Below are 20,246 nucleotides of genomic sequence, written 5' to 3'. Positions count from 1 at the left end.
AGGTTCTGAAAATACCTGCGCTCGGCACCGCGGGCTTTCATGTGCGCGCCGGTAGATTCGCGGTGAAGTCGTGAAGTCGTGAAGTCGTGCAGTCGTGAAGTCGTGCAGTTCGAGGAGAAGAGTCGCCGTGCCGAATACAGCAGCAGTCAGCCGCGTTGCGCTTGTGATGGGCGCGGGGAGCCAAACGGGCATTGGCTTTGCCGCGGCGCACGCTCTGGCGACAGCCGGGCATCGGGTTGTCATTGCGTCGACAACGTCGCGCATCGAGGAGCGCGCAGAAGAGTTGCGCGCCAGCGGGGCGCAGGTCGCGACCGTCATCGCCGACCTCACCGATTCTGCCGAGGCCGAGCGGGCGGTGGCCGAGACGCTGGCGGCATTCGGTCGACTCGATGTGCTCGTGAACAACGCCGGTATGACGTCGGTCAGCGACGAGCAGCAACCGGCGGGGGTCGCAGACATTACGAACGAGCAGTGGAGCATCGCGCTGCGCCGCAATCTCGACACCATGCTGTTCGTCACCCGCGCAGCGACGCCCGCGCTGATCGCGGGCGGAGCGGGCCGCGTCGTGAATGTCGCTTCGCTCTCTGGCCCGGTCACGGCATATGGCGGCGACGTGGCGTATCACGCGGCGAAGGCCGGGGCAGTCGGGCTGACGCGCGCGGCCGCGATCGATCTCGCACCGCACGGCGTCACGGTGAACGCGGTGGCGCCGGGATGGATCGCGACGGGATCAGCGACGCCGCACGAGATTCGCATGGGCGACGCGACTCCGCTGGGACGTTCGGGCCGCGCCGACGAGGTGGCGAGTCTGATCGCCTACCTCGCCAGCGCGGGCGCCTCGTACATCACGGGGCAGGTGCTCGTGGTCGACGGCGGTAACTCGATCATGGAGGACCGAGGGTAGTTACCCTCTCGGTCCCCGGTAGTCGCGGTGGCTACCCCCGGTGCGTAGCTCGAGACTAGTAGTGCGCGGGCGGGTCGCTGTTCGGGAACGAATCCTCGCCCCACTCGTCGGCGAGGGCGTCAGCGTGCTCGTGCGACACGCTGTCAGACCCCGGCTTCTCGGCCACATCGTCGCGCGTCGGCGCGTTTTTGGTGACGTCGTTCTCCGACTCGGAATCTGTGTCGGCTGCGTGCTGGTCGTCGGTGCGGTCAGTCATGAGTGCTCCTCCTATCAGTGCGCGCGGCGAATGATCCGCCGCAGCGTACTCCCCATCATTGAAGCTCGTGGGGTAGCACGCAAGGCCCTGGCGTCGGGCGCAGCTGACCGCTAAACCGTGGTGCGGCCGCCGTCGATCAGATAGTTGCTGCCCGTAATCATGCTCGCGTCGTCGCCCGCGAGAAACGCGATGAGAGCGGCTACCTCTTCTGGCTGCGCGAAGCGGCCGACTGGAATCTCGGCCTTGGCCCGCTCGCCGCGCTCACCGGCCCAGGCCGCCTTGCCCAGTGGGGTCTCGACGACGGTGGGGGAGACCGCGTTGACGGTGACGCCGCCGCGCGCCCACTCGAGCGAGAGCACCTGGGTGAGCCCAACGACCGCCGCCTTGCTCGCGCAGTACGCTGCGTGCTGGTCGAGCCCGATCACGGCTGCCTGCGAGGCGAGGTTGATGATGCGGCCGTAGCCTGCTTCGAGCATTACGCGACCCGCGGCCTGCGCCATATAGAAGGTGCCGCTGAGGTTGATGTCGATCGTGAGCTGCCAGCGGTCGGCCGGCACGTCTACGGCCGGGTCAAGCAGGGCGAGCCCGGCCGAATTGACGAGGATGTGCGGTGTGCCGACGACCCGAACGGCCTCGTCAATCGCCTCCGCGGCCGCGGTCGGCACCGTGAGGTTCTGCACGATGCCGTGGTGACCGGTTCCGGGGAGGCGATCCCCGATGTCACGAATGGACTCGTTGAGGTCGACCCCGACGATGCGGGCCCCGCGTTCAGCGAGATGGTGCGCGACCGTGAAGCCGATACCGCTCGCCGCACCGGTGATCACCGCAATCTTGCCAGCGAATGTTGCTTCCATGCTCACGCCTCGTATTCTTCGATGGCGCGCACCTTTGCGCCGGAGGGGCTTTCGGGGTCGAATTCGTAACCCAGCCACTCTCGCGCGAGGCGCCGTGCCAGTTCGATGCCGACGACGCGCTGCCCGAAGCAAAGCACCTGAGCGTCGTTCGACAGCACGCTGCGCTCGACCGAGAACGAGTCGTGCGCGGTGACGGCGCGAATGCCGGGCACCTTGTTCGCGGCGATCGCGACCCCGAGACCGGTGCCGCAGACGAGCAGTGCACGGTCGGCTTCGCCCGCGGCGACGAGCTGAGCTGCAGCCACGGCGATGTGCGGGTAAGCGGTATCGCCATCGGCCGTGACCCCGACATCGACGACCGACGCGACTCGCGGATCGTTCTCGAGGTCGCGCTTCAAAATTTCCTTGTAGTCGTATCCGGCTTCATCAGCGCCGACTACGACGCGCAGTTGCGTCTGGCTCATCGGAGTTCCTTTCGGGGGCTCGTGGGTACGGTCAGGGTGCCGAGCGCCTCGACGATCAGGGCGAACGACGTGGCGCCGGCGTCAGGTGTGCCGACACTCTTCTCGGCGAGCGGGCGAGCGCGGCCCTTCTTCGGGCTGAGCAGTGACGTGGCGGCCGCGGCGGAGGTCGCTGTGACAGCGGCCGCGCGCCAGGCGTCGACGAGGGGGTGACCGGCCTCGACGTGATCGCGCAACACCCGCTGGAACGGGATCGCGGAGTCGAGCAGGGTCTTGTCGCCGAGTTCAGCTCGGCCGAGCTCGACGATCGCGGAAACATACGCGTCGACGGCGCGCACCGCGTGCAGTGGCGTGTACTCAGCGCAGTCGTCTCCGAGCGCTGCGCCCGCGGCCTCAAGACCTGCGCCCCAGAGCACGCCGGATGTGCCGCCAGCCTCAGCTGCCCAGGCGCGCCCGGCACAGCGCAGCAACCAGCCAGGGCCTGCGCCTTCGAGCTGCGCAACGGCGTGTACCGCGGCATCTGCGCCCTTGACCATTCCGCGACCGTGATCGCCGTCCCCAGCGACAGCGTCGATGCGGCCAAGCTCTTCTTCGTTCGCGCGCACCACCCACTGCAGCTCGGTGAGACCTGCGGCAACGACGGGCGCAATCGCGGCTCCCGCGGGCGAGGGGGGAGGAGCATCGGCGGCATCATCGGCTGCGGCCCCGAAGGTGGCCGGTCGCAGCTCTGCGATCGCGCTCGTGTGCTTGCGATAGGCGGGGGTGTAGGCGTCGGCGTGCCACACCGATTCGAGCTCATCGTCCAACCAGGTCAGCGTCAGCGAGCAACCGCCCATGTCGAGGCTGGTGACGAGCTCGCCGACCTCGGGTTCGACGGGTGTGAGGCCCCACGTGTCGAGCAACGGACGAATCTCGTTCCAGAGCAGAAATAGTTCCTCGTATTTGGTGGTGCCGAGTCCATTCACGATGACCGCGACGCGGGTGGCATCCGTGCTGGGCCGGGCCGACAGAATGCCGTCGACGAGCGTGGCGGCGAGATCGCGGGCGGGGGCCAGCGGCGCGTCGTGAATGCCGGGCTCGCCGTGAATGCCGAGCCCGACACCCATGTGTCCGTCGGGCACCGAGAACAGGGGCTCCACAGCCCCGGGCATCGTGCAGCCCGAAAACGCGACGCCGTAGGTGCGGGTGGCCGCGTTCGCTGCGCGTCCGAGTCGCTCGACCTCGTCGATGTCGGCTCCGGCTGCTGCGGCAGCGCCCAGCGCCTTGAAGACGGTGAAGTCGCCGGCGATGCCTCTCCGCTGCTCTTCGATTTCGGAGGAAGCGACATCGTCGGTGACGAGCACGATGCGGGTGTCGATTCCCTCGCGACGCAATCGTTCGGCCGCAATTCCGAAGTTCATGACGTCTCCGGCGTAGTTACCGAATGTCAGGATCACGCCACGCCCCTGATCCGCCGCCTTCGCGACGGAGTAGACCTGTGCCGCCGAGGGCGACGTGAAGATGTTGCCCACGACCGCACCCGACGCGAAGCCGGGCCCGACGAGGCCCGCGAAGGCGGGGTAGTGCCCCGAGCCACCCCCCACAACGACCGCCACGATCGGTTCGCTGCCGCGGTGGCTGATGACGCCCCCGGGCACCGCGCGAAGGCGGTCGGCGTAGAGGTCGACGAATCCGGCGAGTTGATCCTCGGCGAACTCAGCGGGGTCGTTGTAGAGGGTGGTCATCGTGGGTCCTTACTGCTTCTGACCGGGCAGGTTTTCGAAGGCGATGTTGCCCGAGGCGAGGTTCTCGTCAATCAGATCGGGAAGGCCCTTAAGGAAGGCCTCGCGATCGGTGACGACGTTCTTCATCGCGTCTTCGACGTTGTCGCCTGTGACCGCTGGCATCACGTAGACCGGCTCAGTGTCGCCGTCTTCGCCGCGCACGACGTTCGCGGCGACAGCGAGACCGGTTGCGAGCTCGACCGTGCCGTGCTGCAGCGAGGTGCCGATCATGTCGCCGGCCTGCACCGCTTTCAGGCCGTCTTCGATGCCGTCGATGCCGACGACCGGAACGTCTGAGACGCCCGCTTCACGGAGGGCCTGGATCGCGCCGAGGGCCATGTCGTCGTTCTGGGAGATGACGCCGTCAATATCGTCGCCGAACGCCGAGATCCAGTTCTTCACCTTGTTGACGGCCTCGTCGCGCTTCCAGTTCGCGGTGTCTTGCGCGAGCACCTTGATGTCGGGGTTCTCGGCGAGCACCTTGTCGATGCCCGAGCCGCGGTCGAGTTGCGGTGACGAGCCGAGCGGCCCCTCGAGCACCACGACGTTGCCCTTGCCGCCGAGAGCGTCGACCATCTGAGTCGCCTCCTGCTCGCCCGCGGCGACGTCATCGGGCTGCACGCTCGCGTCAACCTCGACACCGGTGAGCGAGGTGTTCACGGCGACGACGGGGATTTCTGCGTCTTTCGCGGCCTTCACCTGCGGGCCGAGCGAGTCGGCCTGCACGGGCACGACGATGATCGCGTCGACGCTGTCGCTGACGTACTGATCCATCTGGTTCGCCTGGGTGGCGACGTCGCCGCCCGCAGAGTTCCACTGCAGGGTGATGTCGTTTGCTGCGGCGTAGGCCTCCATGCCCTCCTTGCCCTGGGTGATGAACGACGACATGTCGTAGACCGTGACGCCGACGACGATGTTGTCTTCGCCTCCGGCGCTCGGGTCACCCGCGCCGCACCCGGCGAGCGCGAGGGCGGCGGTGCCCGCGAGGGCCGCCGCGGCGATCGTGGTAGAAACCTTGCGTTTCATGAGTGACTCCTTCGTCATTGAGGGGGTGATGGGTGTGTAAGCAAAGTGTGGGAAGTGTTCGCGTGCAGCGTTGGCGTCGTCCGCGTCCCCCTGACGATAGGCCAGATGTCGCTCACATTGCAAATAAGCGTGCTCACATGTGCAAGAAGTCACAGTGAGGCCCACTCTGCTCATCTGTTCACGAACCCGAAACGCGCCGGTCGATCTCGCCGAGCCCCGCCCCCCCCGCCCCGCTGAGCGGCCCCGTCGAGCGTACGGAAGTGGGCGTTATGCGCCCTTATATGCGCCATTTGCGTGCGCTCGACCGGGTGCGCGGGGGTGAGCGTGGGCGGGGGTGAGCGCGGGGGAGGGCGTGGGGGCGCGCGCGGGAAGGGGTGCGCGGGTGCGCGGGCTAGGGGGTCAGGCGGGCGTTGTAGTTGGCCCGGGTTTGGGTGACCCATGCTCCGGGCGGGCCCGCGATGGGGCGGATCTCGCGCGTCGGCAGCTCAGGCCACTGCGGCAGGTCACCGAGTAGCGCCCACGCCGCCTGCCGGGCGGCGCCGAACGCGGCGTGCTCGCGATCGCGCGGAACGAGCAGCGGGCGCTGCAGCAGGTCGGCGAAGATCTGGCACAGCGTGGCAGATCTAGATCCTCCGCCCACGAGAAAAATGCGGCGAGCGGGCCCGCACTCGCGCACCAGCGCATCCATGGCGTTTGCTGTCGCGCAGCCCAAGCCGAGCATTGCTGCGCGGGCCATGTTGGTCGGGGTGAGGGAGGCTCGGCTGATCCCGAACAGCGTGCCGTCTGACACCGGCCTGCGCGGGTTTCGTTCGCCGTCGAGGAAGGGCAGCGCGATGATGCCAGCGGCGTCGGGTGCGCCCGCACCCGCGAGCGTGTCGAGCTCGGTGAGTGACACGCCGAGCATCTGTGCTGTCGACGTGAGTACCCGCGCGCCGTTCAGCATCGTCACCATCGGGATGAATCCTGAGCGCACGTCGGCCATGGTGTCGACGACGCCGTCACGATCGCGCGCCGGCGCGTCCGTGCGCATCGATACGGTCGCGCTCGTGCCGACCGAGATCACGACGTCACCGGCAGCGGTGTCGAGCGAAAAATGGGTGGCGGGATTGTCACCGCTTCCGGATCCGACCACGAGACCACTCGCGGTCACGCCCGCCGGTTCGCCCGGCCCGACCAGCGTAGGCACGCGGAGCTCGCGGCCGAACGCGCGGCGCAACAGCCCAGCATCGTATTCGCCGGTCGTCGCCGACCAATAGCCGGTGGTTGAGGCGTCTGATCGGTCGGTCGTGGGCGGCTGCGCGCGGTCGAGCACCCGCCACGTCAACCAGTCGTGGGGAAGCAGCGCGCTTTCGACCCGGGCGGCGATTTCAGGCTCGTGCTCGGAGAGCCAGCGGAGCTTGCTCACCGGGTGCGCGCTGTCGGGAACGAGGCCCGTGCGGTCCAGCCAGGCGTCGACACCCAGCTCGTCGACGAGTGCGTCGGCACTGTCTGAGGCGCGTAGATCGTTCCAGAGAATCGCGTCTCGCGCCGGATCCCCGCGCTCATCGAGAAAGATGGTCGTGTGCTGCTGCGCGGTAATCGACAGCGCAGCGGCATCCTCTGGGCGACTCGCGCCGGCTGCTTCAAGCGCATGCCACCAGTGTTCGGGGTCAATTTCCGTGCCGTCCGGGTGCGGCATTGCGCTCGTCCGAAGCAGCTCACCAGATCGCGCGTCGACAACGACGAGCTTGGTTTGCTGCGTGGAGGAGTCGATTCCGGCGACCGCCTGACGGTGCATGCGTTATCCCGCCAATAGTCTTTCAGCGGTGTAGATATCCGTGACCAGCCCGGTGAGCAGCCCGGAATTCAGCACGGCCCGGATCGCGCGCGTCTTCGACGGCCCGCCAGCGACCCCCACCCGTGAGGGGATCGCGCGCAGCTGTTCTTCTGAGATCGCGACGCAGCGCGCGTCGACGTCGTGCACGATCGCGCCGGCATCTGTGACGAGTGAGGAGGCCACCTCGGCGACCACTCCGCGCTCGAGCAGACGCTGGCGATCGAGGTCATCGAGTGCGGGGTTGGCCATCATGAGCGAGTTGGGCGGCGCCCACGATCCGATTGCGCAGAACGCGACGGTGACCTCGTCAAACATTTCGACCGCAGCCCGCACCCCGGGCTGTCGAAGTACCCCCTGCGCCGTCTGCGCATCGCTCATTACGAGCGAGGCGTAGATGGGCCAGCCCTGAACATTGGGGAGTGAGGCCAGGCGGCGAATCACCTCGAGCCCGCTCTCCTGGATCGGCCCGGCGACCCCCGCGAGCTGCACCACTGATCGACACGGCAGACGATTCAGCTCGCGAGCCATTGCGTTCAGCGTGCGACCCGAGGTGAGTCCCAAGATGTCCTCTGGCCCGACGAGCTCGTCGATGAGCTGCGCCGCCGTGGAGCCGAGGGCCGCCTGCACCTCGACGTCGGTGTCGACGGTCACGTCAACGGCGATGCCCTGCGCGAGACCGAACCGTTGGCGCAGCGCCATCGAGAGCTCGGCATTGATTCCGGGCGTGTTGCTGATCTGGAACTGAATCACGCCGCGTGCGATCGCCTCGTCGAGCATGCGTCCCACCTTGAAACGGCTGAGCCCGAGTGCCTCGGCGATCTCGACGCGCGTCTTCCGGTTGACGTAATATTCGCGCGCAACGTGAGCGAGCTGCACCCGTGAGAGTGGGCCATCGCTCATGGTCGCCTCCTCTGCGGGCCGTCGAATCGGGGGTCACACCGACATTCAGCGTTCAGGATAGCGCGTCACGGTTCACACGGGAGGGGTGGTGGGCGCGACCTGCTGGGCCGCGCTAATACCTGCGGGTCTCCCGTGTAACTTGCGCGCATCTGTCAGTCTGCCTTGACAAAGGTGAATTGTCAGTTCAGACTGACGGCATGGAATCGGATGATCTCGCGCAGTTACTGCGCACCACAGACCCAGCGACGGGGCTGAGAGCTGCCGACGCGCTGCGCCGCGTCGCCGAGCGAGTCGAGGCAATGCACGTTGCCGAGGCCCGCCGAGCTGGCTGGTCGTGGGAGCAAATCGGCGACGCCCTCGGTGTCACGCGCCAATCGGCGCACGCAAAATACGGAAAGGACCCGCACCATGTTTGAGAAGTTTGCCCGGTCCGCACGAACGGCCGTCGTGGACGCACGCTCCGAAGCCGCCCTGCGCGGGGATCGGCGAGTCGGGGCCGAACATCTGTTACTCGCGCTGCTCCGAGAACCCCCGCTCGCGCAAGCTTTCGGCGCGGACGCTGACCAGGCCCGTGCGGCCGCCGATGCCCTCGACCGCGCGGCGCTCGCGGCCGTCGGTATAGACCTGGGGGCCGCACCACTGGGTGCACCAGCAACCCTCGGCAAGCACGTGCCGTTCACCTCCGCCGCGAAGGGGGTGCTCCGTGACGCCCTCAAGATCGCCTCGTCAGAACGCGCTCGCTCGATCACCGCCGGTCACCTGGGCCGGGCGCTATTAGAGCGGCCCGACCCCGACCCGGCGGCCGCACTGATCTCGGCGCTGTCGATCGATCGCGCAGCGGCCAGTCAGCGGCTCATCGACAGGTGAGCGCACCGGAACAGGTGGCACGAGCCGGGGGACGTGGCATGCCGGGCCCAACCAGCGCCTAGCCGCGCGTGCGGTGATGCCCGGTCAGTGAGTTCATGAGCAGCACGGTGTCGGTGTCGGTGACGCCCGGCACCGCTCTGATGCGCTCCAAGACCTCATCGAATTCCGTCAGCGTTGACGTGCGCAGCTGCGCGGCGAGGTCCCACGTGCCCAGGGTCGAATGCAGTCGCTCGACCTCGGGAAATCCGCGGACGGCTCGGATGACATCTTGCCCGTGACTCGGTGTGCTCGAAATGAGTGTGATCGCCTCGACGGCGTCGCGATCGATCTCGTCGCTGAGGCGAATCGTGAATGCTTCGATCACTCCCGAAGCGGTCAAGCTGTCGATGCGCGCAGCGACCGTCGAACGGTTCACGCCGAGCTCGCGCGCGAGCGCCGCAGTTGGCATTCTCGCCTGCGTGCGGAGCAATGAGATGAGGCGCCGGTCAAGTTCGTCGATCACGCAGTAAGTGTAAATCGGCTCAGCAGATTGCGGAAGATTGGCCAGAAAATCAGCACTGTGACCGTTGATGCACCACATTGCTGCTTTCTAGCGTTGGAGTCACTGCACTTCGCAGAGAACTTAACATACGGAGGACCCCACTGTGACCGTTTCTCTCACGCACTTCGCCGCCCGCGTTGGTGACCACAACGACCGCGCAATGGCCGCCTCGCCGGTTCTCGCGGAGGTACTGGGGGCGCGCTTGGGCACCGCGGCCACCGTGATTGGCGAGCCAAGCTCGGCCGAGCCGACCGGCTGGCAGGCGGAACTCGCGACCGCGCTCCCCGCCCTGCTCCTCATGGCGACGCGATACGACGAGGTCTTCACGAACGGCCACTCGCCGGTCGCTGCCATCAGCCGCTGCGCGACCGCGCTCGCGACGCTGCCGGTTGTCGCCCGCCACCGCCCCGACGCCGTCGTTGTGTGGTACGACGCGCACGCCGACCTCAACACGCCGGTCGGCACCGAGAGCGGCTACCTCGGTGGGCTCGCTCTCTCGGGGCCTCTCGGGCTCTGGGATTCGGGGCTCGGAGCGGGGCTCGCTCCGCGCAACACCGTCATCGTGGGAGCTCGCGATATCGACGAGCCCGAGCGGGCGGTGCTGGCCTCGGGCGACATTCGCGTCGTTCCCGTGGGGGCCGACATGTCTGCGCGACTCGCGCTCGCTATCGACGGGCGGCCCGTCTACGTGCACATCGATTGTGACGTGCTGGATCCGGGCATCGTGCCGACCGACTATCACGTACCGGGCGGTATGACGCTCGAGCAACTCACCGCCTGCGCGCGGGCGCTCGCACAGAGCGAGGTCATCGGCCTCGAAATCGGCGAGCTCGAAACGGGCGAGACGCCGCCGCGCCAAGCAGAGGCCCTCATCGTCGACGCGCTTGAGCCACTGTTGGCGCGGCTTGACGGCGGCGGTCGCCGCTAGCCCAACACCGCTAGCTCGACGCAGCTCACGGCCAGACCCTACCGTTGCAGCACCCAGTCGCGCGGTGGTCCGATCGAGGTGTCACCCTGCCAGAACGTCAGGGTGCCCAGATCAGCACGGGCGTAGGGCACTGTCACTACGACCGCGCCGGGCTCAGTGGTTGCGTGCTTATCGACGATGAGCCCATGCTCAGATGACCGCACATTCGCGACCTCATTCTTCGAGGCCTCGCCCAGCCGCGAAATGCGGAGCGTCGAAGATGCGGCGCCCGCCTCGGTCACGGAGATGCGCAAGCCCTCACCGGCGGCGAAGGTTCCGACCTCGATCGGGTCCTCAATGTACTGAATGCCGCCTGACGTATACGTCTGCGAAGCGGTGATCGACAGCGTGCCTCGAATACCTCGGGGAGTGAATGACCACGCACCTGAGCTGCTCGCTGTGGTCGCCACCGCGAGCTTGCGCGACTGCTCATTCACCACGGTTACCACCACGCGGGCACCGGGTACCGCTGTGCCCGCGAGCCTCGGGAGCACGCCTGATTCTTGACCGTCGACGGCGCCGGCGGTGAGTGTCGCAGTGGTCGTTACGCTCGGTACTTCAGCGGGCGACGACTCAGTAGCAGCGTCGGGCGCGATGGGCGCTTTCTCGTCGGGCGGCGTGGCCCCGCCGTCCGCGTCTGCACTCGATGATTGATCATCGGAGGCGGTCGCCGCCGCCGTGGCCTCTGGCTCTGATTCTTTCGGGTCAATGGACGCTGTGGGTGATTTGCCATCGACGTCTTCCCGAGGTGCGTCCGGTGTGCTTGGTGAAGACGCGACCCCGAGTGGTGCGGGCGTGGTGTGGGTAAAGTGCACGACGGCGGCGACGGCGATGACCGCGGCGAGGCACAAGGCTGAGAGCACCACCAAGAGTTTTCGTAACCGGGGCGGCTGATCTGTCGCCGCGTTCGCCGAAGTGGGCGTTTGTAGCCAGGTCAGATAGCCGGCGGCACCCGCGCCGCCAAGCATTGCTGGTAGCAACGACAGGGCGAGATTCGAATTGATCTGCTGCGACTCCCGGGCAACCGCCTGACAGTGAGCGCACGTCTCCAGGTGTGCGGCGATGCGGGCGGTAACCTGCGAATTCGTGCGCTTTCGCGTGTACTGGGCCATGCGCTCGGTCGCCCATGCGCAGTCCGCGGGCAACTCGAGCTCAGGTGCAACATTGGCAGCGATCCACGACTGCTTGAAGCCCTCGCGGGCGCGCTTCAACAGCGCGCTCGTCGCGTTTTCAGTCATGTCGAGATACGTGCAGATTTGATGAATCGGCAGGTCTTCGACATCGCGATACCAGAGCACTTCCTGCCACCTCACGGGCAGGCTCTGAAACACCTGGAGCGTGAACCCGTTGCCGAGCACCTGTGCCGCGGTGTCTGGCTGGGCGAAGCCACGCGCCTCAAAGATCTCGTCGTCGACGCCCGTGACCTCGTCCGAACTCTTGCGTTTGGACTTGTTGATCGCAACGTTTCGCGCAGTCGTCAGAACATATGCGCGAAAGGCAATGTCTGGGCCCCCGCCGGCTCGAATTTGTACCAGCACACGTTCGAAGGCTTCTTGCGCGATGTCGTCCGGGTCGAATCCGGTGAAGGCGCGGGTCGCTGCAATCACCGCGGGCGAGTGTCTCCGCCACAGCTCAGCGAAGGCCTCGTCTGAGCCTTCAGTCCCCAATTTGGCGCGTTGCAACAGCGCATCATCAGATGCGCTCTCGACGTCGTTCCTGTTCATGCCCCCCCCGGGAATACCGGTAACTTCCAAAGATGACCGCGGAGGAGACTGGTACGCCCCCGAGTGTAGACAGCTTTCGAGAGGGCTGCGACACGAGGTGTGAAGCAACTCCGCAAGATGGTCCATCTGTCTGAGACAAGTCAGAAGAGTCGAATCTGACGGACACCGCGCGAAATTTTTTTGTCGCGTATTGTCCGTCAGATTTTGCTTCGCACACCTGTCTATGCGCGTGAGGGAAATCAATGCACTGGAGGGGTATGCAAAAGATGACATCTACAACTAAGCTCCGGTCCTAGTGGCGCTTTTGCGACACCTGCGCGTGCGCAATGGTGGGAGATCATGACGGGGGTCATGAGGGGGGTCAATGTGTTAATTCGGAGAGCCAAAAAAAATCTTCCGTCAACGGTGACGGGGTTTCGAAAGCGGCGCTTGATACGCGCGACAGCGATGACGCTGGCGAGCGCAGTGGTGATGACCCTGGCTACGGCGCTGAGCCTGACAGTGCCGTCGGCGGCTCAGGCGGCACCGGGCGACCCCTTCGACCCGACTCGTCCGACGGTGTTCGTCGCGCAGTCGCAAACCGGCGATCCGACGCGCCTCTACCGGTCCGAGACAGCCGGTGACGGTAGCTTCTCGTTCACACCAGAGGGTCCCGCTGTCGCATCGGGCAATTACAACGCGATCAGCTTCAACCGCGCGAACAACTACATGTACGGTTCGGTCATCGGGGCGATCGGCGGAATTCCGCAGAACGCCCTCGTGCGGATCGGCCAGTCCGGCGCCGTCACCCGCGTTGGCACGATGACGTTCCCCATTGCGCAGTGGGCCGGTGCGTTCAATACCGATAACGGTCTGCTGTACACGACGAACGGCGCGCCAGGGACGTCGCGCACACTGTACGCCGTGAATACCGCTACGGGAACGATCGCTTCGCAGGTGCAGCTGAGCCTCACCGATTACACCCTTGCCGACATGGAATACCAAGACGGATTCCTGTGGGCCTTTGACTACAACGGCGCGCAGCCAGCGGGCACCATCGTGCGCATTAATCCGCAAACCGGCGCCATGACCCGGTTTGCTGGCGTCATCACCGGCGCTCCCGCCGGCGCGTGGGGTGCGGCCTGGCAGTTCGGCAACGGCAACCTCGGGTTCTCAAATAACGGGAACGGCACGATAGCTCAACTGAAGATCACGAATGGCGCGACGGCCACTCCCACGTTCGAGGTCGTATCACTCGTTGCTGGTCCGCCAGCAGCGGGGAATGACGGCACGGCGATCCCGGGCATCCCCGTTGATCTGGCGATCGAAAAGTCCGCGGCGCCGACTTACGCCCCCGGCGGCCAAGTCAGTTACACGCTCACCGTGACGAACAACGGCGCGGGAGAATCGAGCGGGTGGACGGTGCAAGACAGCGTGCCGGCAGACCTGTCAAACGTTACGGCGTCGGGAGACGCCACCTGCAGTGTGACCGGCAATGACGTCACGTGTGCGGGTGGCAGACTCGCGCTGGGGGCATCTGCGACGATTACCGTCACTGGCACTACTGCGGCCGCAGAGCGTGACTGCTTCACCAACTCAGCATCCGTGATCGGCAACGAATTGGATCCGGTCGCCGCGAACAACGAAGACAGTGTCGAGGTGTGTTCGCGACTCCTGCAGATCGAGAAGACCTCGGACGCAACATCGGCGACTCGCGTGGGTGACACGGTCAGCTACACGGTCACCGCGACGAACGCTGGCGCGGCTGACTTCACGGTCGCCGATCCGGCGTTCGTAGCTGATTCTCTTGCCGGTGTAGTCGACGATGCGACGTACAACAACGACGCGGTGGCGACGCTGCCCGGCACACCCACGTACTCTGCTCCAGTGGTTGAGTGGTCGGGAGCACTCGGGGCTGGCGACAGTGTCGACATCACCTACACCGTCACGATGCGAAGCGGCGGCGACGGTAGCGTGCGCAACGTTGCGTGGGCTCCGGGAGACCCAGAGAACCCGACGCCTCCCGCGTGTAACCCACCCGTCGACGGCGTTGACCCGACGACCGGTGAAGCGTGCGCAGAGGTCGAGTTCGAACTGCCGCGCTTGACCATCGAGAAGTCGGCCAATCGCACCGATCTCCCCGCGATCGGAGACGACGTCGAGTACACGGTGACCGTGACGAACGAGGGACCGGGCGATTACACCGCCGGCGCCCCCGCTACGTTCACGGACGATCTCAGCAACGTGATCGACGCCGCGACCTACAACGATGACGCGGCTGCAACCGCGGGTACCGTCTCCTACAACGAACCGACCCTGTCATGGGAGGGCGCACTCGCCTCGGGCGAATCCGCAACGGTCACCTACACCGCCACGTACACGGGTGAGGGCGATCAGAATCTGCGAAACGTTGCCTGTATCCCCGCCGGCGAAGTTGCGCCGGGGGAGCGCGCGTGCGATCTCGTACAGATTCCGGGCGCAGATCTCACGCAGTGGAAGCAGGTCAGCGCGTCGGCGACGCCCGCGGTCGCGGGCACGGTGCTCACCTACACGCTGTTCTTCCAGAACGATGGCGAAGCCGACGCGACCGTCGATGCCGTTGACGACCTGACCTACGTTTTGGACGACGCGGATGTGACCGTAGAACCCTCGTCCTCCGACGGCCTGAACCCGGTGCGCACGGGCAATCAGATCGCCATCACCGGCACAGTACCCGCGGGTACGACATCTTCCGTGACGTATCAGGTCACGGTAAAGGCGGACGGAGATCGTGGCGATGACGTCTCGACCAACTTCCTGCTGGCGGCGGATGAAGAGCCGCCCACTAATCCCGTGTGTGTGCCAGACGATGAGCAGCTGCCGAACTGTACTGCGACGCCGATCGCGGCGGTGAGCTACAGCAAGGCCGTCGAAGCCTCGACCTCCCCTGTTGTCGCCGGTACCGTCCTGACCTACACGATCACCGTTGAGAACACCGGAGCAGTCGCTGGCCCGGTTGCGCGTGAGGATGTCTTGACGGATGTGCTTGACGACGCCGAGCTCTCCGCTGATCCCGAATCCGATACGGCGTCTGTGACGGTCACCGATGTGCAGGCGGGTCGCTTTGCGATCGGTGGCACGCTCGGGGCCGGTGAAACTGCGCTGGTTACCTACGATGTGACAGTGCTGCCGGATGCTGACCGCGGAAACAATGCGGCGAACAACTTCCTGGTGCCGCCGGGTGAGGAGCCGCCGGCCGACTGCGATGCCGACAGTCCGGAGTGCACGAGCACCCCGATGCCTCTCATCACGGCGACCAAGTCGGTCGACGTCGGCACGGGCGCGACGGTTGTCGCGGGGCAAGAAGTGACGTACACGCTGACCTTCGCGAACAGCGGCACTGCTGCGGGCGACGTCGACTACACCGACAATCTCGCCGGCGTTCTCGACGACGCAACCCTCACAGGCGGGCCGTCGTCGTCTGACGCCGCGCTTGTCGCGAACCTCGGTGCCGATGATGCGCTCGCGATTGCCGGCGAATTGGCCGCGGGCCAGACCGTGACGGTCACGTATTCGGTCACGGTGCTGCCCGACGGCCAGCGCGCCGACAACGTGTTGGGTAATGTGCTCGCTCCGTCGGATCTCGAGAACCCCGAGTGCGGCGACCCCGGCGTATCGTGCACGGAGAACCCGATTCCGCTGCTCGATTCTTGGAAGACGGTTTCCGCGAGCGATTCACCGGTGGCTGCCGGCACCGTGTTGACGTACACCCTGTACTTCGAGAACAGCGGAGCGGCTGCGGCGACCGTTGATGAAGTCGACAATCTCGTGCATGTCACCGATGATGCAGACGTCACCACGGAACCCAGCTCGGACGACCTGCTGGTCGCGCGCGCCGGAGATGTGATCAGCATCGGCGGCGAAGTACCGGCTGGTGAGACCTACAGCGTCACGTATCAGGTCACCGTGCGGGCAGATGGGGAGCGTGGCGACGATATCGCGGCGAACTTCCTGCTCCCCGAGGGTCAGGATCCACCGGCGACGCCGGTGTGCCAGCCGACGAACTCCGAGCGGCCCGACTGCACGGTCACGCCGATCGGGCGTCTGCTCACCGGCAAGTCGGTGTCCGCGGACACGAACCCCATCGACGTGGGTACCGTGCTCACCTACACGCTGACGTTCGACAACCAGGGCGAAGGTCCCGTCGACGTTGACCACACGGATTACCTCGCAGACGTGCTCGACGATGCGACGCTGACCGACGATCCCGAGGCGTCCGACGACGCACTTACGGCGTCAGCGGTGGCGAACGACGCATTCTCCGTGACGGGTGAATTGGCCGCCGGCCAGACGGTTACTGTCACGTACCGGGTGACCGTGAACGCCGAAGATGAGCGCGGAAACAATGAGGAAAACAACTTCCTCATGCCGGGCGATGAGGAGCCGCCCGCCGACTGCAACGCGGAGGACCCGAATTGCACGTCGACGCCGCTGCCCTTGATTGCGGCCACGAAGACGGCCGACCCCGATTCGGGCTCAGGCGTCCAAGCGGGTGAGCAAATTACGTACACGCTCTCCTTCTCGAACACCGGTGAGGCCGCAGGGCCAGTCGACTACACCGATCGCCTCGCAGAGGTGCTCGATGACGCCACCCTGACGGGCGCGCCCGCCGCAAGCGATCCGGCATTGACCGTCTCATCGGGTGCCGACGGCTTGGTTCGTGTCACCGGCACGCTCGCCGCTGATCAGACAGTCACGGTGACATATTCGGTGACGGTTAATGCGGATGGTGATCGCGGCGACAACATGCTGCGCAACGTCGTCGCCAAGAGCAGTGTCACCGATCCCGAATGCGGTGACGCCGGTGTTTCGTGCACCGAGCACCCCGTCGGAGAGCTCGAGAGCTGGAAGACCGTCGACCCAGCGAGCGGCGCGACCGTTCGCCCGGGCGCTGAGCTCACCTACACGCTGCACTTCGAGAACACCGGGAACGCTCTGACTGATGTGAATCAGGATGACGTGCTCACCGAGGTGCTCGATGATGCGGATGTGACGGTGCAGCCTGAAGCCTCGAGCGACGCGCTCGTCGCTTCTGAGATCGCCGACGGTCGTTTCAACGTGAGCGGTACGCTCGCCGCTGGGGACTCCGCGACGGTGACGTACACCGTGACGGTGCGGGCCGAAGGGGAACGAGGCGACGACCGTCTCGGTAACTTCCTGGTGCCGAGCGGCGAGGCGCCTCCGACCGGGCCATGCACGCCAGTCGACCCTGCCCGCCCGAACTGCACGGTGAACCACGTCTCCGACGTGAGCGTCGTGAAATCGAGCGATCCGAAATCAGGTACCGAGGTTGGTCCGAACGAGAAGGTCACCTACACACTGACCTTCACGAACGCGTCGAGCGATGCTGACGGTGAGCCGGCCGCTGTGGACTACACCGATCACATGGCTGACGTTCTCGATGACGCGAAGCTCGTCGCAGGCCCCGCGCCGTCGAACGACAATCTGCGGGCCGCGAGCGAGGGCGGTTCGATCAGGATCACCGGAACCGTTGCAGCGGGTGAGACCTACACCGTGCGATACACCGTGCAGGTGAAGTCGTATGAGTCGCAGGGCAACCACAAACTCGGAAACGTGATCGCGGTGACGGGTGAGACGCCGATGTGCGCGCCGGGATCGCAGTTGTGCACCGAGCACCGCCTCGTGCCAGGGCCGACGCTCGCGGTGACGGGTACGAGTTTCGCTTGGATGACCGCCGCGGCAGCACTCATGCTGTTGCTCGCCGGCGGCGCGGTGCTCGTGGCGAGACGCCGGGTGAGCTAGGTCGTGGGGGCAGGATCGGGGGTGCCCGATCCTGCCCGCCGCTGCGCGTTAGTTAATGATTTCGCCGCGATCGTCGGGGTGCACGGCGACGATCTGCCTTCGCCACTGTTGGAGAGCCTCGGGGGCGAGCCTTTTCCAGTCGGCGATCTCAGCGACGACGCGGAGCGGGTGCGCCGTGCGATAGGAACGCGTGGGGTTTCCCGGGAACTTCTTGTCGGTGACGTTCGGGTCGTCCTCGAACTCACCCGTCGGCTCCACGCGGTACACCCGCGGTGTGCGGCCGTCGGAGTGAAGCTCGGCGGCCAGCTCTGCTGCGAGCCCCGCGCCGTCCGCGAGCGCCGTGAAGTAGACGTGATTCATCACGACCTCGGGTCGGTAGTTGGACCGGAACCCGGGGGATAAGTAGTCACCGACTTGAAGATCGGCGATCGTTCCGTGGAAAAATGGCCCGGTGTCTGGAGGATCTTGCATGGCGGCAGTATAAAAGGTCGTGCTCATCGCTGGTTCAGCCTGCACGCCGGCGAAACCGAAGGCCACCGCTCAGTTCCGTGTGAGCTGCGCGTCTGGCGCACGCCGACGTCGTGACCGCTGCGACACAGGCAGCACTCCGGCCACGGCAGCAGTGACAGCTGCTGCGACGAACGCCACGCTGAACCCGTTGATCCCGAGCGCCGCCGCGATGGCTCCGAAGACCGCGATTCCGAGCCCGGCACCCAGAGCGAATCCGACCTCTTGGATCGCACCGACTTGCCCCGCCTGGTCGGACGTTGTGACGTCGAACAGTGCCGCGGCTGAGAGTGTACCGACGACCCCCATTCCCAACCCGATGAGCACGAGCGGCGCGATGAAGTTCTCCGGCTGCACGCTCACCCAGATCAAACCGGACGCCTGCGCAATGAGGGCAAGTGCCGTCGCGACGCCGGAGGAGAAGATTCGGAGCGTGAGGGGTGCGAGCACGCCGCCGATGACGATCAGCGCGGCGTGTGGCAACAGCGTGATTCCGGCCTCGATCGCACTGTACCCCCGCGTTTGCTGCAGGTGCAGACTCACGAGAAAAACTGTCGCGTTGCTCGTGCCCGTGGTCACGAGAATCTGCAGGTATGCCACCGAGAATCGCCCGTTGGCGAAGAGGTTGACGTCAATCAGCGGGTCGTGCAGGCGGCGTTGCCGTCGCACGAAGAGCACCAGGGCGACGACGCCAGTGACGCCCACAATGGCGGCCGTGACGGGCGCGAGTGCCGCATGCTGTAGGCCGTAAACGATTCCTGCGAGGGCGACGATCGACAGCGCGATGCTCGCGAAGTCCCAGCTCGGTCGCGTGCTCGTTCGCGACTCTGGAACGAGCCAGGCAGCGAGCACCAGAGCCGCCGCGGCGACGGGTGCCGCCGCGTACATCGTCCACCGCCAGCCGGGTCCATCCGACAGTAATCCGCCAATCAGTGGGCCGAGGGCGCTTCCTGCGCCGAACGTCGCTGTCCATAGCCCGTAGGCGAACACGCGCTCCCGTGCGCGAAAATGTACGCCAATGGTCGCGACGACTGAGGCGATCACCAGGGCCTCCGCGAAGCCGAGAAGGGTGCGCGCTGCAATGAGCGCAAGACCGCTCTGTGCGAAGCCGCCAACAAGGTTGAATGCGGCGAAGCCGGCAAAACCGAGGATCATCATTCGGCGGCGCCCGAAACGATCGCCCGTGCGTGCTGCGACGACGAGCGAGACGGCGAGTGCCAACGGGTAGGCGTCGATGATCCAGGTGGCTTCGACAGTGGAGAGGGAAAGTTCGGTGATCATCGAGGGCAGCGCCGTGGTTGCGCTGCTAATCGTGACTGCGCCGAGGAAGACGCCCAATAGCATCGGAATCATTGCGAACCAGCGACGTGGATTGAGGCGTGTGAGTACGTCCGTTTGCTGGTGCATGCATTCAGTCTGAGGGATATGATCGATTCCGCAAGTACTGACATGTTTGGTATGTAGTAACCATTGTGATACTAAGGGGTTCATCATGCGGCCGAGAATTGAACAACTCGTCACGACGTGGTCCCCGCTCTGCACGGCCGAGATATCCGTGGCGATTCTCGGCGGTGCCTGGAAGCCGAGCATCCTGACGCTCCTCAACACTCACCGTGTGCTTCGCTTTGGCGAGCTCAGTAGGCATCTGGGCAATTGCACGGCACGCGTGCTCACCCGTCAGCTGCGCGAGCTTGAGATTGATGGCCTCGTGGTCCGCACCGTGTACGCGGAGGTTCCGCCGAAAGTTGAATACTCACTCAGTGCACTCGGCGAGGAGGTGCAGCCGCTGATCGGCGAGTTGGCGCGCTGGGGGACCGCGTACATACAGCAGGAGCGCGAAAGTAACGAGACGGACGCAGAGTCGCGCGCAGGCTGAGCA

Annotated in this window: 17 protein-coding genes; 6 read left to right on the top strand and 11 right to left on the bottom strand. The window is 65.8% G+C overall.

Features of this window, described 5'->3' with window-relative positions; genetic code table 11:
* The first annotated feature begins 127 nt into the window (after positions 1 to 127).
* On the top strand, positions 128 to 904 hold the full coding sequence (locus ACFWHR_RS14710; RefSeq protein ID WP_382449061.1) for an SDR family NAD(P)-dependent oxidoreductase: 777 nt from the start codon (positions 128 to 130) through the stop codon (positions 902 to 904).
* Positions 905 to 959: 55 nt separating this feature from the next.
* On the opposite strand, the gene ACFWHR_RS14705 is transcribed toward ACFWHR_RS14710, so the two are convergent.
* The 7 genes from ACFWHR_RS14705 to ACFWHR_RS14675 all read right to left on the bottom strand — a co-directional run bounded on the left by ACFWHR_RS14705 (position 960) and on the right by ACFWHR_RS14675 (position 7,980).
* Positions 960 to 1,160 carry a hypothetical protein gene (locus tag ACFWHR_RS14705; protein ID WP_382449060.1) on the bottom strand — a complete coding sequence of 67 codons (201 nt, stop codon included), beginning with the start codon at positions 1,158 to 1,160 and terminating at the stop codon, positions 960 to 962.
* Positions 1,161 to 1,270: 110 nt separating this feature from the next.
* Positions 1,271 to 2,014, bottom strand: a complete 744-nt coding sequence (locus tag ACFWHR_RS14700; RefSeq protein WP_382449190.1) for a GolD/DthD family dehydrogenase — start codon at positions 2,012 to 2,014, stop codon at positions 1,271 to 1,273.
* A 2-nt stretch (positions 2,015 to 2,016) separates the two neighbouring features.
* Complete coding sequence (locus tag ACFWHR_RS14695) at positions 2,017 to 2,478, bottom strand: ribose-5-phosphate isomerase (RefSeq protein ID WP_382449059.1); 462 nt, start codon at positions 2,476 to 2,478, stop codon at positions 2,017 to 2,019.
* Complete coding sequence (locus tag ACFWHR_RS14690; protein WP_382449058.1) at positions 2,475 to 4,199, bottom strand: dihydroxyacetone kinase family protein; 1,725 nt, start codon at positions 4,197 to 4,199, stop codon at positions 2,475 to 2,477. The genes ACFWHR_RS14695 and ACFWHR_RS14690 overlap by 4 nt, the downstream gene beginning before the upstream one ends.
* 9 nt (positions 4,200 to 4,208) lie before the next feature.
* A complete protein-coding gene (locus ACFWHR_RS14685) occupies positions 4,209 to 5,264 on the bottom strand; it encodes a substrate-binding domain-containing protein (protein ID WP_382449057.1) in 1,056 nt (351 codons plus the stop codon).
* Positions 5,265 to 5,655: 391 nt separating this feature from the next.
* A complete protein-coding gene (locus ACFWHR_RS14680; RefSeq protein ID WP_382449056.1) occupies positions 5,656 to 7,041 on the bottom strand; it encodes an FGGY-family carbohydrate kinase in 1,386 nt (461 codons plus the stop codon).
* Between the two features lie 3 nt (positions 7,042 to 7,044).
* Positions 7,045 to 7,980 carry a sugar-binding transcriptional regulator gene (locus ACFWHR_RS14675; protein WP_382449055.1) on the bottom strand — a complete coding sequence of 312 codons (936 nt, stop codon included), beginning with the start codon at positions 7,978 to 7,980 and terminating at the stop codon, positions 7,045 to 7,047.
* 197 nt (positions 7,981 to 8,177) lie between these two features.
* On the opposite strand from ACFWHR_RS14675, the gene ACFWHR_RS14670 reads away from it, so the two are divergent.
* Both ACFWHR_RS14670 and ACFWHR_RS14665 read left to right on the top strand, forming a co-directional pair.
* Positions 8,178 to 8,396 (top strand): helix-turn-helix domain-containing protein, encoded by a 219-nt coding sequence (locus ACFWHR_RS14670; protein WP_382449054.1) that lies wholly within the window; start codon positions 8,178 to 8,180, stop codon positions 8,394 to 8,396.
* Positions 8,389 to 8,847 (top strand): Clp protease N-terminal domain-containing protein, encoded by a 459-nt coding sequence (locus tag ACFWHR_RS14665; RefSeq protein ID WP_382449053.1) that lies wholly within the window; start codon positions 8,389 to 8,391, stop codon positions 8,845 to 8,847. Before ACFWHR_RS14670 ends, ACFWHR_RS14665 begins: the two co-directional genes overlap by 8 nt.
* Before the next feature lie 58 nt (positions 8,848 to 8,905).
* Here the strand turns inward: ACFWHR_RS14665 and ACFWHR_RS14660 are convergent, their stop codons facing one another.
* Positions 8,906 to 9,349, bottom strand: a complete 444-nt coding sequence (locus tag ACFWHR_RS14660; RefSeq protein ID WP_382449052.1) for an Lrp/AsnC family transcriptional regulator — start codon at positions 9,347 to 9,349, stop codon at positions 8,906 to 8,908.
* A 142-nt stretch (positions 9,350 to 9,491) separates the two neighbouring features.
* Between ACFWHR_RS14660 and ACFWHR_RS14655 the strand changes: the two genes are divergently transcribed.
* Positions 9,492 to 10,316: an arginase family protein gene (locus tag ACFWHR_RS14655; protein WP_382449051.1), complete on the top strand. Its 825-nt coding sequence runs from the start codon at positions 9,492 to 9,494 to the stop codon at positions 10,314 to 10,316.
* 38 nt (positions 10,317 to 10,354) lie between these two features.
* On the opposite strand, the gene ACFWHR_RS14650 is transcribed toward ACFWHR_RS14655, so the two are convergent.
* Positions 10,355 to 12,079, bottom strand: coding sequence for an RNA polymerase sigma factor (locus ACFWHR_RS14650; RefSeq protein ID WP_382449050.1), 1,725 nt, complete (start codon positions 12,077 to 12,079; stop codon positions 10,355 to 10,357).
* Between the two features lie 447 nt (positions 12,080 to 12,526).
* On the opposite strand from ACFWHR_RS14650, the gene ACFWHR_RS14645 reads away from it, so the two are divergent.
* The gene (locus ACFWHR_RS14645) at positions 12,527 to 17,860 is read left to right on the top strand and encodes a DUF6923 family protein (protein WP_382449049.1); all 5,334 of its coding nucleotides are present in this window, start codon (positions 12,527 to 12,529) and stop codon (positions 17,858 to 17,860) included.
* Positions 17,861 to 17,908: 48 nt separating this feature from the next.
* Here ACFWHR_RS14645 and arr read toward each other — a convergent pair whose 3' ends face one another.
* The gene (arr, locus tag ACFWHR_RS14640; RefSeq protein WP_382449048.1) at positions 17,909 to 18,358 is read right to left on the bottom strand and encodes an NAD(+)--rifampin ADP-ribosyltransferase; all 450 of its coding nucleotides are present in this window, start codon (positions 18,356 to 18,358) and stop codon (positions 17,909 to 17,911) included.
* 42 nt (positions 18,359 to 18,400) lie between these two features.
* Positions 18,401 to 19,774, bottom strand: a complete 1,374-nt coding sequence (locus tag ACFWHR_RS14635; protein ID WP_382449047.1) for an MFS transporter — start codon at positions 19,772 to 19,774, stop codon at positions 18,401 to 18,403.
* An 85-nt stretch (positions 19,775 to 19,859) separates the two neighbouring features.
* On the opposite strand from ACFWHR_RS14635, the gene ACFWHR_RS14630 reads away from it, so the two are divergent.
* Positions 19,860 to 20,243 (top strand): winged helix-turn-helix transcriptional regulator, encoded by a 384-nt coding sequence (locus ACFWHR_RS14630; RefSeq protein ID WP_382449046.1) that lies wholly within the window; start codon positions 19,860 to 19,862, stop codon positions 20,241 to 20,243.
* Positions 20,244 to 20,246 lie beyond the last annotated feature (3 nt).

The sequence above is a fragment of the Leucobacter sp. NPDC058333 genome (assembly GCF_042726155.1).
In the GTDB taxonomy this organism is placed as follows: domain Bacteria; phylum Actinomycetota; class Actinomycetes; order Actinomycetales; family Microbacteriaceae; genus Leucobacter.
Note: the sequence above shows the minus strand (reverse complement) of the source record. Positions and strands in the feature narration are given on the sequence as shown.